This is a genomic window from Frankia sp. R82 (assembly GCF_023716925.1).
GTDB lineage: Bacteria > Actinomycetota > Actinomycetes > Frankiales > Frankiaceae > Frankia.
In genome coordinates this window covers 1-15,647 of the sequence record NZ_JAMQQG010000312.1, presented here as the reverse complement: position 1 = coordinate 15,647, position 15,647 = coordinate 1, and the positions used below count along the sequence as shown (strand labels likewise).

Here is a 15,647-nt window from a genome sequence, read left to right as displayed (position 1 = left end):
GGCACGACGGCGTACGGGGACGGCGGCGTACGGGGACGACCCCGGCCAGGCCGGCGGGATCAGCCGGCGAGGGTGGCGACGGAGACGTCCCACAGGCGGGCAGCGGCCTCGGGGTCGAGGGCGTGGGCGGCGACGCCGTGGCGGGCGGACAGCGCCCCGACCTCGGCCTCGTGGCAGTCCTCGAAGTACCGTCCGCCGATGCCGGCCAGCAGCGGGGAGGTCGCCAGCAGGACCGAGGTGGCCGCACCCTGCTCGGGGGTCTTCCACCGCAGCCGCGGGCCACCCTCGGCCCCGGCGGCGGCCCGCAGCCGCGCGAGTTCCTCCTCGGTGACGTAGCGCTGCAGGTTGGTGCGGATGCCACCGGGCATGAGCGCGTTCACGGTGATGCCGTCGCCCGCCCACCGGCGGGTGGCCTCGACGGCGAACAGCACGTTCGCGGTCTTCGACTGCCCGTAGGCCGACCATGGCTCGTACGGACGGCGCTCGAAGTGGATGTCGTCGAACACGACGGGGGAGCGGTGGTGGGCGCTGGAGCTCACCGACACCACCCGCGCCTCGCCGGTCGCCGCGGCCGCGGCCGCCAGCGCCGGGTGCAGGCCGGTGGCCAGGGCGAAGTGGCCGAGGTGGTTGGTGGCGAACTGCAGCTCGAAGCCCTGTGAGGTGCGCCGCGGCGGCGAGGCCATGACGCCGGCGTTGTTGACCAGTATGTCCAACGGGCCGGCCCAGTCGGCGACGAAGCCGGCGACGCTGGCCGGTTCGGCGAGGTCCAGCCGGCGGACCTGGACCGCCACCTCGGCCTTCAGCTCGGCGGCCACCCGCTCACCGGCGGCGACATCGCGCACGGCCAGGGTCACCTCCGCTCCGGCGCCGGCCAGAGCCCGGGCCGTCTCGATGCCGATGCCCGAGGCGCCACCGGTGACGATCGCGCGTCGCCCGGTCAGGTCGGTGCCCGCGATCACCTCGGCGGCGGTCGACTCGGCACCGAACGGCGTCGTGATCCGGTCGCTCATGGGACGTTTCCTCCAGAAGATCGGTAGCATCAAGCGGAGGCTCCTCCACTTCGATCGGTCATAACCGGAGGTCCCTCCGGAAAAATTCCCGGGAGGTGGACATGACGGCACGTCCGCTGCGCGCCGACGCGCGGCGCAACCGGCAGCGCCTGTTGGAGGTGGCCGTCCGGGTGCTGTCGCAGGACGGGCCGGACGTGCCGCTGGAGGCGGTCGCGCGGGAGGCCGGCGTGGGCATCGGCACCCTCTACCGGCACTTCCCCACCCGCGAGGCCCTGGTGGACGCCGCCTACCAGGGCGAGCTCGACCGTCTCTGCGACTGTGTCGACGATCTGCTCGCGACACTGGCGCCCGCCGCGGCGCTGCGGGCCTGGATGGACCGGTTCTTCGACTACCTGGCGACCAAGCGGGGGATGGGGCCGGCGCTGCGGGCGCTGGTCGCCTCCGGCGGCAATCCGTTCGAGCGCAGCCGGCAGCGGCTGACGACCGCACTCGCCACCCTGCTGCGGGCCGGCGGGGCGGCGGCCGAACTACGGGTCGACGTCGACCCGGACGACGTGCTCGTCGCCCTGTCCGGGATCTGCCTGGCCGCCGCCGACCGCCAGGACCGCGACCAGGCCGCCCGCCTGCTCGACCTGTTCCTCGCCGCGCTGCGCCCGGCCGCCGCGGGGGAGCCGCGCTACGGACGTCGCAGCCAGGGAACCATCGGGTAGGGGCCGGTGCCCAGCGACGCCCGGGGAATCGCGGTGTGCGGGCGGGCGCCGGGGGTGGGGCGCAGCCAGAAACGGTGGGCGATGTTCGCGATGGTCAGGGTCGCCTCGGCCAGGCCGAACGTGTCGCCGATGCACTTGCGGCTGCCCCCGCCGAACACGGTGAACGCACCGGGCGGAATCTGCTGGGCCCGCTCGGGCAGCCAGCGGTCGGGATCGAAGTGCTCCGGGTCCTCGAACAGGGCGCCGTCGTGGCCCATCGCGTACGGGCTGTAGAGGACGATCGTGTTGCGGGGCAGGTGCCGTCCGCCGAGCTCGGTGTCCTCGGTGGTCAGCCGGGTGAGCACCCAGGCCGGCGGATAGAGCCGCAGCGTCTCGTGCAGGACGCGGGCGGTGTAGCCCAGCGCGGGCAGGTCGGCGACACCGGGCGTCCGGCCGCCCGAGCGCTCGAGGACGTCGGCGATCTCGGCATGCACCCGGGCCTCGATCTGCGGGTGGTGCGCCAGGACGTGCAGCACCCACACGATCGCGTTCGCCGTGGTCTCGGTACCGCCGATGAGTAGCGTCATGACCTGGTCGAACACCTCGGCGTCGGTCAGCTGCCCGGCGCCGTCCCCGCTGCCGTCTCCGTCCCGCGCGGCGACGAGGATGGACAGCAGGTCACCATGGTCGGTGGCGTCGCGGCGCTGCAGCTCGATCGTCTCACCGATGACGGCGAGCATCCGCTGGCGGACCTCGTCGAAGCGGCGGTTCGCCGGCAGCGGGAGCTTCTCCCACCAGTCGACCGGGGCGACCGTGCGCTGGTAGACCCCGCGCATGATGATCGGCATGCACGCGGCGACCTCGGCCAGGATCCGGGACTCGGCGACGTCGGTGGCGAACATCGTGCGGGCGGTGATCCGCAGGGTGAGGGCGTGCAGTGCCTCGTTGACGTCGAGCGCCTCGCCCTCGTGCCAGGTGGCCAGCACCCGGTCGATCTCCTCGGCCATCAGCTGCAGGTAGCCGTCCTGCCGCCCGGAGTGGAAGGCCGGCTGCATCAGCCGGCGCAGCCGACGGTGCACCTCCCACGGCGCACTGACCAGGCCGTCCCCGATGAGCAGACGCACCTTGTCGAACAGCGGCCCACCCTTGTCGTAGACCCGGGAGCGGACCAGCACCTCGGCGACCAGGTCCGGATGGCACGCCAGGTAGGCCCGGCGCGGTCCGAGGTCGATCTCCACCAGATCACCCTGGGCGGGCAGGCCGGCGAGGAAGTCCAACGGCCGACGCATCAGCGCCGGCGCATGACCAAGCCCGGGAACCCGCCCCCGGGCCACGGCAAACGTGTACGAACCGGTCCGCGGGTGCCCACGCCCGGGCCGGACGGCGGTCTCGCTGGCAGTCACCACAGCATCACCTAACGGCTGCCGGCGGGTGCTCCGCCAGTCGAGCGTCCGAGAGCGCCGGGCGGCTCCTCGGACGGCAGGACCTGACGCGACACCAGCGGTTCCTGGGATACCAGCGGTTCCTGAGACGGAGCAGGTTCCGGGGTGGGCAGTGGATGCGGACGCAGCCGGGTGACCGGGGCGTGCAGGTCGACCCAGCCGGAGGTCGCGCCGTCCCAGACGAAACCGTCGCCGAAGTAGCGTGGGGTGAGGTACTCGAACTCCTGGCTGCCGCCGATGAGCAGGTCCACGGCGCCGAGATAGCGGCGGACGTCGGCACGGGCGCCGAGCGGGCCGGCCAGCAGCGCGTCGCGGGCCCGGGCGTACTCCCGCTCGTGCCGGTCGACCAGCGTGCACAGCCGGTCGACCGCGGTCTGCAGCGCCAGGCCGTCGTGTTCGACCAGCACGCGCACCACGGTCATCGGGTCGTTCTGGGCGTGCTCCTTGCGCCAGGACAGCAGATCATTGACGATGATCATCTGGCGCCGGCAGTGGTCGTGGACCTCGGCGAGCTCGGTGCGGACGTCACTGAGATCCACCCCGGCGCCGTATTCGGTCATCAGCTCGATGAAATCGCAGCCGAAACTGTCCAGCCGGACGGCCAGACAGGTCTCGTAGTCGGGCACCGTGCCGGCGAGCTTCGCGTCGATCTCGGTGGCACACCCGCGCAGGAACGCGGCGAGGGCGGCGACGAGACGCTGGGTCTGGGCGCGGCTGAGCCCCGTGCTGATCCGCTGCCACAGGTCGCGTGCGGCCCGCCCGTAGGCGACCTGATCCACCCGCACCCGCTCGGCCTCCACCTCGCCACCGGGACGTCCGTCGGGACGTGGCTGGTCGGGGATGAAGTCGCGGACGATGGCGGCGAACACGGCCCGGGCCTCCTCGAGGCTTGCGCCGAGGCCGGTCCGGTCGGACACGAACGTGTCGATGACCGTGACGAACTGATACCAGTCGGCGACGTCCCGGGCGCGCTGTTCGTCCGCGTCCGGCACCGTGAGCGGGCCGTAAATACCATTGCGCTGACGCAGGAAGAAAAGTAGTTCGGATTCGCTGGGAAAGCAGTCGGCCAGGTGCTCGCGCACCCATCCGTTGGACGCGAACTCGATCTGCGCGGCCTTCGGATGGTACCGCCACGGCAGCGACCGGGGAAGCTCGGGAAGAAAGAACTCGCGCACCGGACCGGACGGCGAGGCCGATTCCATCTGCTCCTCGTTTCTTGGCGTCTCGGCGGCGGCGGACGGGGCCGCCGCCAGACGTCGAGCGCCGGGACCCGATCATCGGACACTGATATCCGGAGCCGATCCAGTCAGGGCTGGCCGTGAGATGGGGGCGTGAGACGGGAACAGGTGGGGAAACAGGGAAAACATTAGGTAGCACGCTCACCGCTGTCAACCGATGTGGCCTGGATGGGTTTGGGTGAGTGACCGGTCGGAGTGGCACGACGGCCGCGTTCTGGCGCCATCTTCCGCATACTGCGAGCCGACTCACAGACCGGGGCGGACGTCCTCCGTGCGCGCCCCGCGACGGCGGCTGGTGCCGAGTCCGATGCAGACCACAAACTCCGTGATCGTTACGTCTCGCCACCAGCTCGACAGCAAGATCTGCCTACCCGGGTCGTCGTGTGTGGTCGGTCAGGGTGAGGCGCTCGCCGCGCCAGTGCCGGCGGATCCACCGGTCGTGGCTGACCAGCACGATCGCGCCCGCAAAGCCGTCGAGGGCGGTCTCGAGTTCGTCGACGAGGGCCAGGGACAGATGGTTGGTGGGCTCGTCGAGCAGCAGGACGTCGGCATCGGCATCGAGCACCAGGGCCAGCGCCAGCCGTTGCCGCTGGCCGGCCGAGGCCCGTCCCAGTGGCACCAGGAGCTGGTCGCGGGTGAACAGCCCGAACGCCAGCAGCGCCTGCGCGTCCTCGGCGCGTACCTCGACCCGTCCGCCGTCCACCGTGGCGCGGTCGTCCCGGGCGGCGCGACGGTTCATCGCGGCGCGGCCGTGGGCGAAGGCGGCCAGCAGGGTGCGGTTGGGACGGGTGACGGGGATCTGCTGGGGGAGATGGGCGATCGTGGCCCGGCGGGTGATCTCGCCCCGGTCGGCGGCGAGGTCGCCGGCCAGCACGCGCAGCAGGGTGGTCTTGCCGGCCCCGTTCGGGCCGTCCACCAGCAGTCGATCCCCGGCGCCGACGGTCAGTGACACCGCGGGCAGCCGTCCGGAGATCTCCACGTCCACCGCGCTCAGCACCATCCCGGACGAGCCGGTCGGACCGCCGGAGCTGGTCGGATCGGCAGAGCTGGTCGGATCGGCGGAGCTGGTCGGGTCGCCGTGACCGGCCGGGGGCCGGCGGGCCGGCAGGGCGAAGCGCAGGGGCTCGGGGGGTGCGGCGACGGGGTGGTCCAGCAGGCGGCGCAGGCGTTCCTCGGCGTTGCGCACCCGGCTCGCGACCGCCTGCTGGACCCGGTCGCCGGCCAGACCGTAGGACATCTTGTTGCGGTCGGTGGCCGCCCGGTGCGGGGACACCCGGCGGGCCGTGGTCGCCGTCGCCTCCCGTTGCCGGTCCACCGCGGCCTGCCAGTCGGCGTGGGCCTGGGCCTGGCGGGCCCGGGCGGCGGTGCGGGCCTGGAGATACCCCGCGTAGCCGTTGCCGTAGCGGGACAGCCCGAGGGTGGCCGCGTCCACTTCGACAAGGGTGTCGGCGACCGCCTCGAGGAACACGCGGTCATGGGAGACCAGCGCCGTCGTTCCCGACCGGGCGCGCAGGTGCGTGGCCAGCCAGTTCAGCGCGTCGTCGTCGAGATGGTTGGTGGGCTCGTCGAGCAGCAGCACCTCCCGGCCGGCCACCAGCACACAGGCGAGTCGCAGTCGGGCCTGCTGTCCGCCGGACAGCGTCGCGAGCGCCCGTGGTCGCCGCAGCCCGGCGAGCCCCACACCGTGCAGCACCCGCTCGACCCGGGCGTCGGCGTCATAGCCGCCCCGGAGATCGAACACGGTCAGCAACGTGCCGTACTCGTCCAGAACCTCGGCCGAGCGGGCCGCGTCGAGTGGCCCGCGCGAGCCGGACATCACGGCCTCGAGCTCGTGCAGCCGGGCCGCCAGTGTGCGCAGTTCCGCGAGCGCGTCGTCGACGGCATCGCCGACCGTCCAGCGTGCCGGGAACGCCGCCTCCTGCGGCAGGTACCCGACGCCGGCGTCCGCGGCGACGACCACCCGCCCCTCGTCGGGCTGCTCGCAGCCGGCGAGCAACCGCAGCACGGTGCTCTTGCCGGCACCGTTCTCGCCGATGATCCCGGTGCAACCGCCGGGCGGCAGGGAGCAGCGGACGTCCCGCAGCACCGGGCGATGATCATACGACTTGCTGACGCCATCCAGGGTGAGCTGGGTGGACATACGTGTCCTCCGAGGCGGTACCAGGCGGGACGGCCACGGCGGGCCGTCAGGTCGGCGCCTCAGCGGAGCATCGACAACTCGTTTCGTCCGGGGACGGGTGCGGCACTGAACCTGCCACACCGCGGGCGGCTCGGCAACGGAGTTTCCGATCGGACGTCCGTCCGAGCCGACCGGACACGTCCGAGGCGTAGCGGCCTCGACCCACCGAGCGCGGGTGGCAGGGTGCGGGGGCCGGCTGCGGACGGCGCGATGCGGACCAGTCGTGCGGTGGCGGACAGCGGATCGGCCGGGAGTGGATCGGCCGGGAGTGGATCGGCCGGGATAGGTATGATTTTCGCCGCGGATGCAGCGTGGCGGATGCCTGGTGTTCGCAGCCCTGTTCACCTGAATTCGTATGGAGGAACTCCGTGACCACCCGCGTCGAGACGCTGGAATTCCAGGCGGAGGCGCGCCAGCTGCTGCGGCTGATGGTGCACTCGATCTATTCCGACAAGGACGTGTTCCTGCGGGAGCTGATCTCCAACGCGTCCGACGCGCTCGACAAGCTGCGGCTGGCGTCGCTGACCGACCAGCAGCTCCGGGTCGACACCTCCGACCTGCACATCGACCTCGAGGTCGACCGGGAGGCGCGCACCCTGACGGTGCGCGACAACGGGATCGGCATGTCCCGCACCGACGTGGTCAGCCTGATCGGCACGATCGCCCGCTCGGGCACCGCCGAGCTGCTGCGCTCGCTGTCCGAGGCGCGGGCGGCCGGTGACACGACGGCCTCGGCGGACCTGATCGGCCAGTTCGGCGTCGGTTTCTACGCGACGTTCATGGTGGCGGACCGGGTCAGCCTGGTGACCCGGCGGGCGGGCGAGCAGACCGGCACCCGGTGGGAGTCCAGCGGCGAGGGTTCCTACACCATCGAGGACGTGGCCGACGCACCGCGCGGAACCGCGGTCACGGTGCACCTCAAGGCCGAGGACGCCGAGGACCGGCTGTTCGACTACACCGACGACCGCAAGATCCGCGAGATCGTCAAGAAGTACTCCGACTTCATCGCCTGGCCGATCCGGATGGCGGTGGAGCGTCCCGCGCCGATCGTCGATGCTGATGCCACCGACGACGCCGACGAGGCCGATGCCACCGCCGAGGCCGGGGAGTCCGGCGCGGCCACGGCGACGACGGTCGAGATCGAGACGTTGAACTCGCGCAAGGCGCTGTGGGCCCGCCCGCGGGACGAGGTCGACCAGGCCGAGTACAACGAGCTCTACCGGCATCTGAGCCACGACTGGAGCGATCCGCTCGAGGTCGTCCAGATGAAGGGTGAGGGCACCTTCGAATACGAGGCGCTGCTGTTCATCCCCTCCCGCGCGCCGCTGGACCTCTACACCCGCGACGCGCGTCGCGGCGTCCAGCTGTACGTCAAGCGGGTGTTCATCATGGACGACTGCGAGGCACTGCTGCCGAACTATCTGCGGTTCGTCAAGGGTGTCGTCGACGCCCGCGACCTGTCGCTGAACATCTCCCGGGAAATCCTGCAGCAGGACCGCCGGATTCAGCAGGTCCGCCGCCGGCTGGTGCGCAAGGTGCTGGCCACCCTGAAGAACCTGCTCGACAACGACACCGAGAAGTACCGCACCTTCTGGGCGGAGTTCGGCGCCGCGGTCAAGGAGGGTCTGCTCGACGCGGCCGAGGACAGCGAGGCGATCCTCGAGATCGTCTCCGCCGCGTCCACGCATGACCCGGAGCAGCCGACGACGCTGCGCGCCTATGTCGACCGGATGAAGGAGGGCCAGTCCGAGATCTACTACGTGACCGGCGACTCGCGGGCAACCCTGGAGAACTCCCCGCACATGGAGGCGTTCGCGGCGCGCGGCTACGAGGTGCTGATCCTGACCGACCCGGTCGACGAGGTGTGGGTCGAGCGGGTCGGCCGGTTCGCCGACAAGCCGCTGCAGTCCATTGCCAAGGGCCAGGTGGACCTCGACACCGACGAGGAGAGGAAGGACGCCGAAGGCGAGCGGGAACAGCAGCGCAAGGACTTCGCGCCGCTGCTGGCATGGCTCGGTGAGCGGCTGCGCGACGAGGTCAAGGAGGTGCGGCTGTCGTCGCGGCTGACCACCTCGCCGGCGTGCGTCGTCGGTGACAGCTTCGACATGACGCCCGCGCTCGAGCGGATGTACCGCTCGATGGGCCAGCCGGTGCCGCATGCCAAGCGCATCCTCGAGCTCAACCCCACCCATCCGCTGGTCGTCGGTCTGCGCCGGGCCCACGAGCAGGACGCCGCCGCCGCCGCGCTCACCGAGACGACGGATCTGCTCTACGACCTGGCGCTGCTGGCCGAGGGCGGCGACCTGCGCGACCCGTCCCGCTTCACCCGTCTGCTCGCCGGTCGGCTGGCCAGCGCCCTGTAAGTCGTGGCCAACGGCCCTCGGATGACGCCGGGCGGGTCCCCGCCGCGCGGAGGATCCGAGGGCCGGGTGCCGCGGTCGGGACGAGGACCTGCGACAGGCCGCGGAAATCGACGGTCGATGCGACATCGGCTAGTTTTTGTCCTGGGTGTTGTCGGATCTGGGGCCTGAGACTGGGGAGGTGTGCCGACGTGCACACAAGCGGTGATATTTTTGTCGATGGCCAGTGGATTCCGTCGACCTCACAGCGCCAGCTCGAGGTCCTGTCACCCAGCACCGAAGAGGTGATCGGCCGGGTTCCGGACGCCGGTCTCGAGGACGTGAACGCGGCGGTGGCGGCCGCGCGGCGGGCGTTCGACACCGGCCCGTGGCCGCGGCTGAGCCCGGCGCAGCGCGCACAGGTACTGGGCGAGCTGCTCGAGCAGCTGGTCAAGCGGGGCGACGAGCTGGCCCGGACGATCTCCGCGGAGAACGGTGTCCCGGCTGCGTTCGCCCGCGCGGCGCAGGTCGACAACGGGCTTGACGTGCTGCGTTACTACACCGAGCTCGCGGCGACCTTCGAGGTCGAGACGCCGCGTGCGGGCCGGTACTCGCCGGCGATCGTGCGGCAGGAACCGCTGGGCACGGTCGCCGCGATCGTCCCGTGGAACGTCCCGTTCTTCCTGGCGATGATGAAGGTCGCGCCGGCTCTTGCCGCGGGCTGCACGGTGGTCCTGAAGGCGGCCCCCGAGACGCCGCTGAACGCCTACCTGCTCGCCGAGGCGGTGGCCGAGGTCGGGTTGCCGCCGGGTGTGCTCAACGTGCTGGCCGCGGGGCCGGAGTCCAGCGAGGCGCTGGTGACCCATCCCGGAATCGACAAGGTCGCGTTCACCGGCAGCACCGCGATCGGTCGACGCATCGCGTCGCTGGCCGGTGGTCAGCTCAAGCGGGTCACCCTCGAACTCGGCGGCAAGTCGGCGGCGATCGTCCTGCCGGATGCGGACCTTCCCGCGGTGCTGTCCCGGCTGGTGACGGTGAGCCTGTTCCAGAGCGGGCAGTTCTGCGTCGCCCAGTCGCGGATGGTGGTACCCGCGGACCGCTACGACGAGGCGGTGGAGATCTTCGCCGCGAACGTGCGCAAGCTGACGGTCGGTGACCCGGCCGAACCCGGCACGTTCATCGGCCCGCTGATCAGCGCCCGCCAGCGCGAGCGGGTGCTCGGCTACATCGACATCGGCCGCGACGAGGGCGCGACCGTCGTCACCGGCGGTGGCCGGCCCGAGCATCTCGAGCGGGGCTACTACGTCGAGCCGACGGTGTTCCGCGATGTCGACCCGGGGATGCGGATCGCTCAGGAGGAGATCTTCGGTCCGGTCGTGGCGTTCCTGCCCTACCAGGACGTCGACGAGGCCGTGGCCATCGCGAACTCCACCGAGTTCGGCCTCTACGGCACGGTGTGGACCGAGGACCTCGACCGCGGCGTGGAGATCGCCCGCCGCATCCGCACCGGCACCTTCGGCGTGAACGGCATCTCGCTGGACCCGGCGGCGCCGTTCGGCGGGACGAAGCAGTCCGGTCTCGGCCGTGAGCTCGGTCCGGAGGGACTCGCCGCCTACCTCGAACCGAAGACGATCACCCTGCCGGCCAGTGCCCGTGGCTGAACCCGGGCCGCAGGCTCCGGCGCGGGGGTCCGACGACGTCCGACCGGTCCTGCTGGACGCGGGGCGCCATCGCCTCTCGGGGCTGCTCGCGCAGGTGGCGCAGCCGCGGGGGACGATCGTCGCCCTGCACGGCGGCGGGATGAACGCCCACTACTTCCACGGTGGGGCGGCGCCGGAACTGTCGCTGCTGACGATCGGCGCCGCCGCCGGCTGGAACGTGCTGGCGCTGGACCGCCCCGGCTACCGGGCCAGCGCCGCCCTCGCCGAGGCGGACCAGAACTTCGTCGCCCAGGCCAGGATCGCCCGCGCCGGCCTGGCCGGCTTCGCGGCCACCCAGGACGTCGGCGCCGGGTTCGTCCTGGTCGCCCATTCCAACGGCTTCAAGCTGGCCATTCACCTGGCCGCCCAGGCTGCCGACGCCGCTCGGGCCGACCGTGGCGGGCAGCTGCTCGGGCTGGAGGGTTCCGGGGTCGGCCGGCACTACCAGCCACGGCGGTTCGGTATCCATCCCGACGTCCCCCCGCCGGCGACCCTGGCCCAGGCGATGGAGGTGTTCTGGGGGGCGCCCGAGCTGTTTCCCGCCGACACCCTGCGGGGGCGGCGGACCTTCCTCGAGCCCTCGGCGAAGGGCGAGACCGCGGAGATCCATACCTGGCCGCCGTCGTTTCCGGCGTTGGCCAGCCGGATCCAGGTTCCGGTGCGGATCACGATGGCCGAGTACGAGCAGTGGTGGATCGCCGACGAGGCCGAGCTCGCCGGCATCGGCGGGCTGTTCACCGCGGCGCCGGTCGTCGAGACGTGCCTGCTGGCCGACGCCAGCCACAACATCAGCCTCGGCTGGGCCGCCCGCCCCTACCACCTGGCGGCCCTCGCCTTCGCCGAACGCTGCCGGCTGCGCGCCCTGCTGGCCGCCGGCGCCGACAGCACCAGCGAGACAGCCGGCGCCAGCGCGCCAGACACTCCCGGCGAAGCCGCCGTCGCGCCTCAGCCTCGGCAGCGGGGCAGGTTGTCGGGGGTGTAGCAGGGCTGGTCGTCGTCGGTGACGAGGTTGCTGCGGCCGGGACCGGTGATCAGGTAGCTCAGGAAGGCGTCGGCGAGGCCGCCGGGTGCCGGTTTGCCGTCGGTGTAGGCGTACTCGATCTCGGTGAAGCGGTACCCGCTGTCATGGATGGACGGTGCGTGGCCGTCGATCGACACCGGGTGCACGTTCGGGGTGTGGCGGGCGGCCCGCAGATCGACGTAACCGACCGCACCCGGCAGCGCCGCGACCCGGCCCGCGACCTCCGCGCTGCTGGCCAGCTGGCAGTACGCCGCCATCGCGCCAGCCACCCCGTCGCCGAGGCAGCCACCCGGTGAGCTGGTGGCCGGCTCCGTGTCGCCGCCGAGGAACAGCGCGTCGAACGCCTGGCGGGTACCCGAGTCGCCGGTGCGGCTCAGGGCCTGCACGGGCACGGGGTCGCGGGGGCTGATCCGGGCCCAGTCGCCGATCCGGCCGGCCGGATCGGCGGTGTAGAGCCCGCGGATCTGTTCGGAGGCCAGGTTCGTCACCGTCAGATGGTTGTTCACCACCAGCGCGAACACCGACAGGGCGACGGCCTGCCCCCACAGCCGCGGGCTCGCGCCGGTCTGCACCCGGCCGTCGGAGAAGGCGATCAGATCGGTGCGCGGGTCGCCGGAGGCGGTCAGCTCGCGCAGGCCGGCCTCGCTGCCCCGGGCGTCCGACGTGATCGTCGAACCGGGGCAGTCCCGCTGGTAGCGCTCCGCCGCGGCCCGCACGATCGGGGCGAAGGCCGTGGACCCCGTGAGCGTGAGCTGCCCGCCCACACAGCCGACCCGGCCGCGCCCGTCGTCGTCACCCGGAATGAGGATGATCGCCGCCAGCGCCACCACGCAGGCGGTGAGCATGACCATGACCAGCCGGGCGGGGCGGCTGAACCGCGGCGGTTTGTCGTCCACCGAGATGGACTCGGTCTCCACGATGCCGCCGTCGCGGATGCCGCCGCGCACGTGCAGGTTGCCCCCGGCGCCACCGCCGGCGAGCAGGATCAGCAGCTTGTAGTGCTGGCCGGGGTTGAGTGGCACGCGGGGTAGGTGGAGCAGGTTGTCGTGGTAGCGGATGCTGTCCGGGTCGGCGAAGTGGCCGAGCAGGTGCAGCTCGTCCGGTTCGGGGATGACCACGACGCTGCGCACGGCGAGATCGGCGACGTCGACGGTCAGGCCGTGCGGGCCGTTGTTGGTGTAGTCGGCCTCGGTGATGCTCCGCGCGCCGTAGTTCTCGATGCGCAGCAGGACGAGGGTGGCGTCCGAGCTGCCGGGCAGGTTCGTGAACTGGCCGAAGATCGCCTGGCTGCGCCCACCCCGGCTGCCCCCGCCGACCCGGATCGCCATCTGCACCCGGTAGCCGATCTGCCGTCGGCGGGGACGCCGCTCATACCAGACCGCCCCGACCGACGCGCCGATGCCGAGCGCCGTGGTGACCACGGCGACGATGTTGCCGGCGCTCAACCAGCCCGTCACGGTTCGCCCACCTCTGACCCCTGCAGGCCCGCCCAGAACGGCGGATGTTCCGTGACAGTAAGGCGTACCTCCGACAAAACGCCGCGCCATCCCGGCGGAGCACCGGCTCTTCGTCGGCTTGTCCCCGCATGTTCATTACCGGTGGGCGGCGTCGTCCACCGTGGCCTGCGACTGCCGGCGAGGGCGTCAGACCGCCGGTGGGTGCAGCGACGATCGTCCGGCCGCCCAGGCGGCGTGGATCTCGCGGGCGGCCTGGTCCTCCAGGGTGATCGCGGCACGGGCGCCGAAGAGCAGGTCGTCGGCCAGGTGCGGTTCGGCGCGGATCAGCCCGCCGGCGAGCGCGTCGGCCGCGAGCGTCTGGTGGTGGGCGTCGGCGACGACGTGCGCGTCGAAGAACAGCCGGGCCGGCGCGGGCAGACCGTGGCGGCGCAGCGCCGCGCTGTAGGCGCTCATCGGTCCGACCGAGGTCATCTCGAACACGGCCAGGTGGCCGACCAGCGCCGCCCGGTGTGCCCGGTGCAGCCCCAGGTAGGACGGCAGGTTCACGGTGGCGATCGTCGTCGCCGGCACCCGGTCGAGGTAGGCGCCATAGGACGGGTCGAGGCCCAGGCCGCGCAGGGTCAACCCGAACAGCGTCTGGTGCATGGCCCGTTCGATCCCGTCGCCGTACTCGTCCGCCTGGATCTGCACGAGCGCGGCCTTCGCCGCACCGGTCAGCCGGGGCAGCGCCCAGGTGTGCGGGTCGGCCTCCTTGAGCTGCAGCAGTGAACGGTGGATGGCGAACTCGCGGAACTGCTCCAGGGTCCCGCGCTCGGCCAGGTAGCGCGACAGCGACGGACCACCGGGCGCCTCGACCAGCTCCCACAGCGCCGCGCCGATGCCCGCGCCGTCGGCTCCGGCCGGCCCGGCCGGCCCAGGTGGTCCAGACCGGCCGTCCTGGCCGGCGGCGATCTCCTGCCGCAGCCGGGCGGCGAAGGCGTCCTCCAGGTCCCGGCGCACCCCCAGCAGGGACGGCTCCCACTCCCAGCCGTCCGACACCTGCCGGAACCCCCGGTAGTGCAGCTCGTACAGGCAGTACAGCGCCAACGACGCGTCCTCGCCGAACAGGGCGTCGTCGTCGGGGGCCGGGGGGTGGGACAACGGGTGCGGTGGCCGGCGCAGGACGGTGTTCAGGTAGTCGCTGAGGCTGCCCCGCGGAGTCGGCAACGGCCCCGGAAGGAGCTCGGCGGGGTTCGGCCCGGCACCGTAACCCGTGCCGCGCGGATCGGCGAGGGCAGCGGTGCCGCTCATGCGGCGACCTCCCGGGCGCCCGAGGTCAGGACGCCGGCCAGGACGGCCGGATCCGCCTGCGGCAGATCGTCGGCGAGTGGTGCGCGCAGCCAGGTGATACCGGCGAGCATGTACTCCTGCGGGTGGAAGAAGGCCTGGCCGTCCGCGGCCAGCGCCTGCAACCGCCGCCACACCGCCGGCTCCCGGCAGTAGGCGCCGAAGCGGATCGGGCGGACCGTCCAGTCGACGATCTGGTAGCCGTGGCGGGTCGCCTGTGCGAGCACCGCCAGCGGGTCGGCGATCGAGGCGACCATGAGCATCGCCAGGTCGAACGGACCGGCGAGAATACGGTCGGTGACCTCGGCGCCGCTCGGCCCACCGTACAGATCCGGTTCACCGGGGCGGGCCGACCGGCTCGGCAGGTACGGTGGATTGGCGATCACACACCGTTCTTTCGCGATCGCCGCATAGGTGAAGAAGTCACCGAACTCGACGGTGTAGGTGGCGGTCTCGGCGCCGTCCACCAGCCGGCGGGCCAGGTAGTAGGACTCCAGATCATGTTCGAAGCCGCGCACCCGGACCGTGGGCCCGACCCGCTCCGCAGCCTCGATCACCGGCACACCGCTGCCGGCGCCAAGCTCCACCACACCGGCAGCGGTGTGTGCACGCAGCGGCGCCGAGGACAGCACCTTCTCCACACAGGACGCGTAGAAGCTGGACTCGACCGGATCGTAGAACGTCATATCTGTCGTCTCCCCGCTTTTCGCGCAGGAAGTCTTCGAGTCGCCGTCGCTGACCGGCAGCCTCGGCCGATATGCGGGTGAATCGGTCATGGCCTGGCGTTTCGCTAACAGGTCCGGTGTGGCCGGGATCCGTTTTGGTTGCCGCGCGGCTACTGTGCGGCCATGGTCTGGAACCGGCGCGGGAACACCGACGGTGGGGCGTCGTCCGGCCGCGGGGGCACGAAGCGCGGCGGCAGCCCGCCGGTGGTCCGCGACGACGGTGACCGCCACCGGCGCAAGGCCGGCGGGGACACCGGGGACCATCCCGTCGAGTTCGGGGACTGCTCGGCCTGCAACGGCAAGGGCGAGATCGAGTCCGGCCGCCAGGAGGTCGACGAGGACGGACGCTTCCTCGGGAACGCGGTCGTGCGCTGCGTGGTGTGCGGCGGCAGCGGTCGGGTGGGCGCCCCGTGAGTGCGGGCGGCCGGGCGAACCATGGCCGCGGCGGTGGTCGACTCGTCCCGATGATCAGCGTGACCGCCTGCCGGCAGTGCCGCCGGGCCCGCGGCGCGGCCCTCGCC

Annotated in this window: 12 protein-coding genes; 5 read left to right on the top strand and 7 right to left on the bottom strand. The window is 72.1% G+C overall.

From position 1 onward, the window contains the following. Positions 1-59: 59 nt before the first annotated feature. Entirely contained in the window at positions 60-1,010 is a 951-nt protein-coding gene (locus ND747_RS25570) for an SDR family NAD(P)-dependent oxidoreductase (protein ID WP_251736745.1), read from the bottom strand. A gap of 101 nt (positions 1,011-1,111) precedes the next feature. On the opposite strand from ND747_RS25570, the gene ND747_RS25565 reads away from it, so the two are divergent. Further along, positions 1,112-1,720, top strand: coding sequence for a TetR/AcrR family transcriptional regulator (locus ND747_RS25565; RefSeq protein WP_251736744.1), 609 nt, complete (start codon positions 1,112-1,114; stop codon positions 1,718-1,720). On the opposite strand, the gene ND747_RS25560 is transcribed toward ND747_RS25565, so the two are convergent. The 3 genes from ND747_RS25560 to ND747_RS25550 all read right to left on the bottom strand — a co-directional run bounded on the left by ND747_RS25560 (position 1,687) and on the right by ND747_RS25550 (position 6,519). Continuing rightward, on the bottom strand, positions 1,687-3,105 hold the full coding sequence (locus ND747_RS25560; RefSeq protein ID WP_251736743.1) for a cytochrome P450: 1,419 nt from the start codon (positions 3,103-3,105) through the stop codon (positions 1,687-1,689). The genes ND747_RS25565 and ND747_RS25560 overlap by 34 nt on opposite strands. An 8-nt stretch (positions 3,106-3,113) precedes the next feature. Then, positions 3,114-4,343: a terpene synthase family protein gene (locus ND747_RS25555; protein ID WP_251736742.1), complete on the bottom strand. Its 1,230-nt coding sequence runs from the start codon at positions 4,341-4,343 to the stop codon at positions 3,114-3,116. A gap of 403 nt (positions 4,344-4,746) precedes the next feature. After that, positions 4,747-6,519 carry an ABC-F family ATP-binding cassette domain-containing protein gene (locus ND747_RS25550; protein ID WP_251736741.1) on the bottom strand — a complete coding sequence of 591 codons (1,773 nt, stop codon included), beginning with the start codon at positions 6,517-6,519 and terminating at the stop codon, positions 4,747-4,749. Between the two features lie 407 nt (positions 6,520-6,926). On the opposite strand from ND747_RS25550, the gene htpG reads away from it, so the two are divergent. The 3 genes from htpG to ND747_RS25535 all read left to right on the top strand — a co-directional run bounded on the left by htpG (position 6,927) and on the right by ND747_RS25535 (position 11,579). Next, a complete protein-coding gene (htpG, locus tag ND747_RS25545; protein WP_251736740.1) occupies positions 6,927-8,921 on the top strand; it encodes a molecular chaperone HtpG in 1,995 nt (664 codons plus the stop codon). Between the two features lie 188 nt (positions 8,922-9,109). Further along, positions 9,110-10,558 (top strand): aldehyde dehydrogenase, encoded by a 1,449-nt coding sequence (locus tag ND747_RS25540; protein WP_251736739.1) that lies wholly within the window; start codon positions 9,110-9,112, stop codon positions 10,556-10,558. After that, positions 10,551-11,579: a hypothetical protein gene (locus tag ND747_RS25535; protein WP_251736738.1), complete on the top strand. Its 1,029-nt coding sequence runs from the start codon at positions 10,551-10,553 to the stop codon at positions 11,577-11,579. The genes ND747_RS25540 and ND747_RS25535 overlap by 8 nt, the downstream gene beginning before the upstream one ends. On the opposite strand, the gene ND747_RS29935 is transcribed toward ND747_RS25535, so the two are convergent. The 3 genes from ND747_RS29935 to ND747_RS25520 all read right to left on the bottom strand — a co-directional run bounded on the left by ND747_RS29935 (position 11,543) and on the right by ND747_RS25520 (position 15,087). Continuing rightward, complete coding sequence (locus ND747_RS29935; RefSeq protein WP_251736737.1) at positions 11,543-13,075, bottom strand: substrate-binding domain-containing protein; 1,533 nt, start codon at positions 13,073-13,075, stop codon at positions 11,543-11,545. The genes ND747_RS25535 and ND747_RS29935 overlap by 37 nt on opposite strands. 186 nt (positions 13,076-13,261) lie before the next feature. After that, positions 13,262-14,365 (bottom strand): iron-containing redox enzyme family protein, encoded by a 1,104-nt coding sequence (locus ND747_RS25525; protein WP_251736736.1) that lies wholly within the window; start codon positions 14,363-14,365, stop codon positions 13,262-13,264. Next, complete coding sequence (locus tag ND747_RS25520; protein WP_251736735.1) at positions 14,362-15,087, bottom strand: methyltransferase; 726 nt, start codon at positions 15,085-15,087, stop codon at positions 14,362-14,364. Before ND747_RS25520 ends, ND747_RS25525 begins: the two co-directional genes overlap by 4 nt. Positions 15,088-15,249: 162 nt before the next feature. On the opposite strand from ND747_RS25520, the gene ND747_RS25515 reads away from it, so the two are divergent. Next, the gene (locus tag ND747_RS25515) at positions 15,250-15,540 is read left to right on the top strand and encodes a hypothetical protein (protein WP_251736734.1); all 291 of its coding nucleotides are present in this window, start codon (positions 15,250-15,252) and stop codon (positions 15,538-15,540) included. The last annotated feature ends 107 nt before the right edge of the window (positions 15,541-15,647 follow it).

Coding starts and splice junctions, on each gene's coding strand:
- ND747_RS25525 (WP_251736736.1), bottom strand. CDS start 14,365: ATGAGCGGCACCGCTGCCCTCGCCGATCCGCGCGGCACGGGTTACGGT.
- ND747_RS25565 (WP_251736744.1), top strand. CDS start 1,112: ATGACGGCACGTCCGCTGCGCGCCGACGCGCGGCGCAACCGGCAGCGC.
- ND747_RS25555 (WP_251736742.1), bottom strand. CDS start 4,343: ATGGAATCGGCCTCGCCGTCCGGTCCGGTGCGCGAGTTCTTTCTTCCC.
- ND747_RS25550 (WP_251736741.1), bottom strand. CDS start 6,519: ATGTCCACCCAGCTCACCCTGGATGGCGTCAGCAAGTCGTATGATCAT.
- ND747_RS25520 (WP_251736735.1), bottom strand. CDS start 15,087: ATGACGTTCTACGATCCGGTCGAGTCCAGCTTCTACGCGTCCTGTGTG.
- ND747_RS25570 (WP_251736745.1), bottom strand. CDS start 1,010: ATGAGCGACCGGATCACGACGCCGTTCGGTGCCGAGTCGACCGCCGCC.
- ND747_RS25515 (WP_251736734.1), top strand. CDS start 15,250: ATGGTCTGGAACCGGCGCGGGAACACCGACGGTGGGGCGTCGTCCGGC.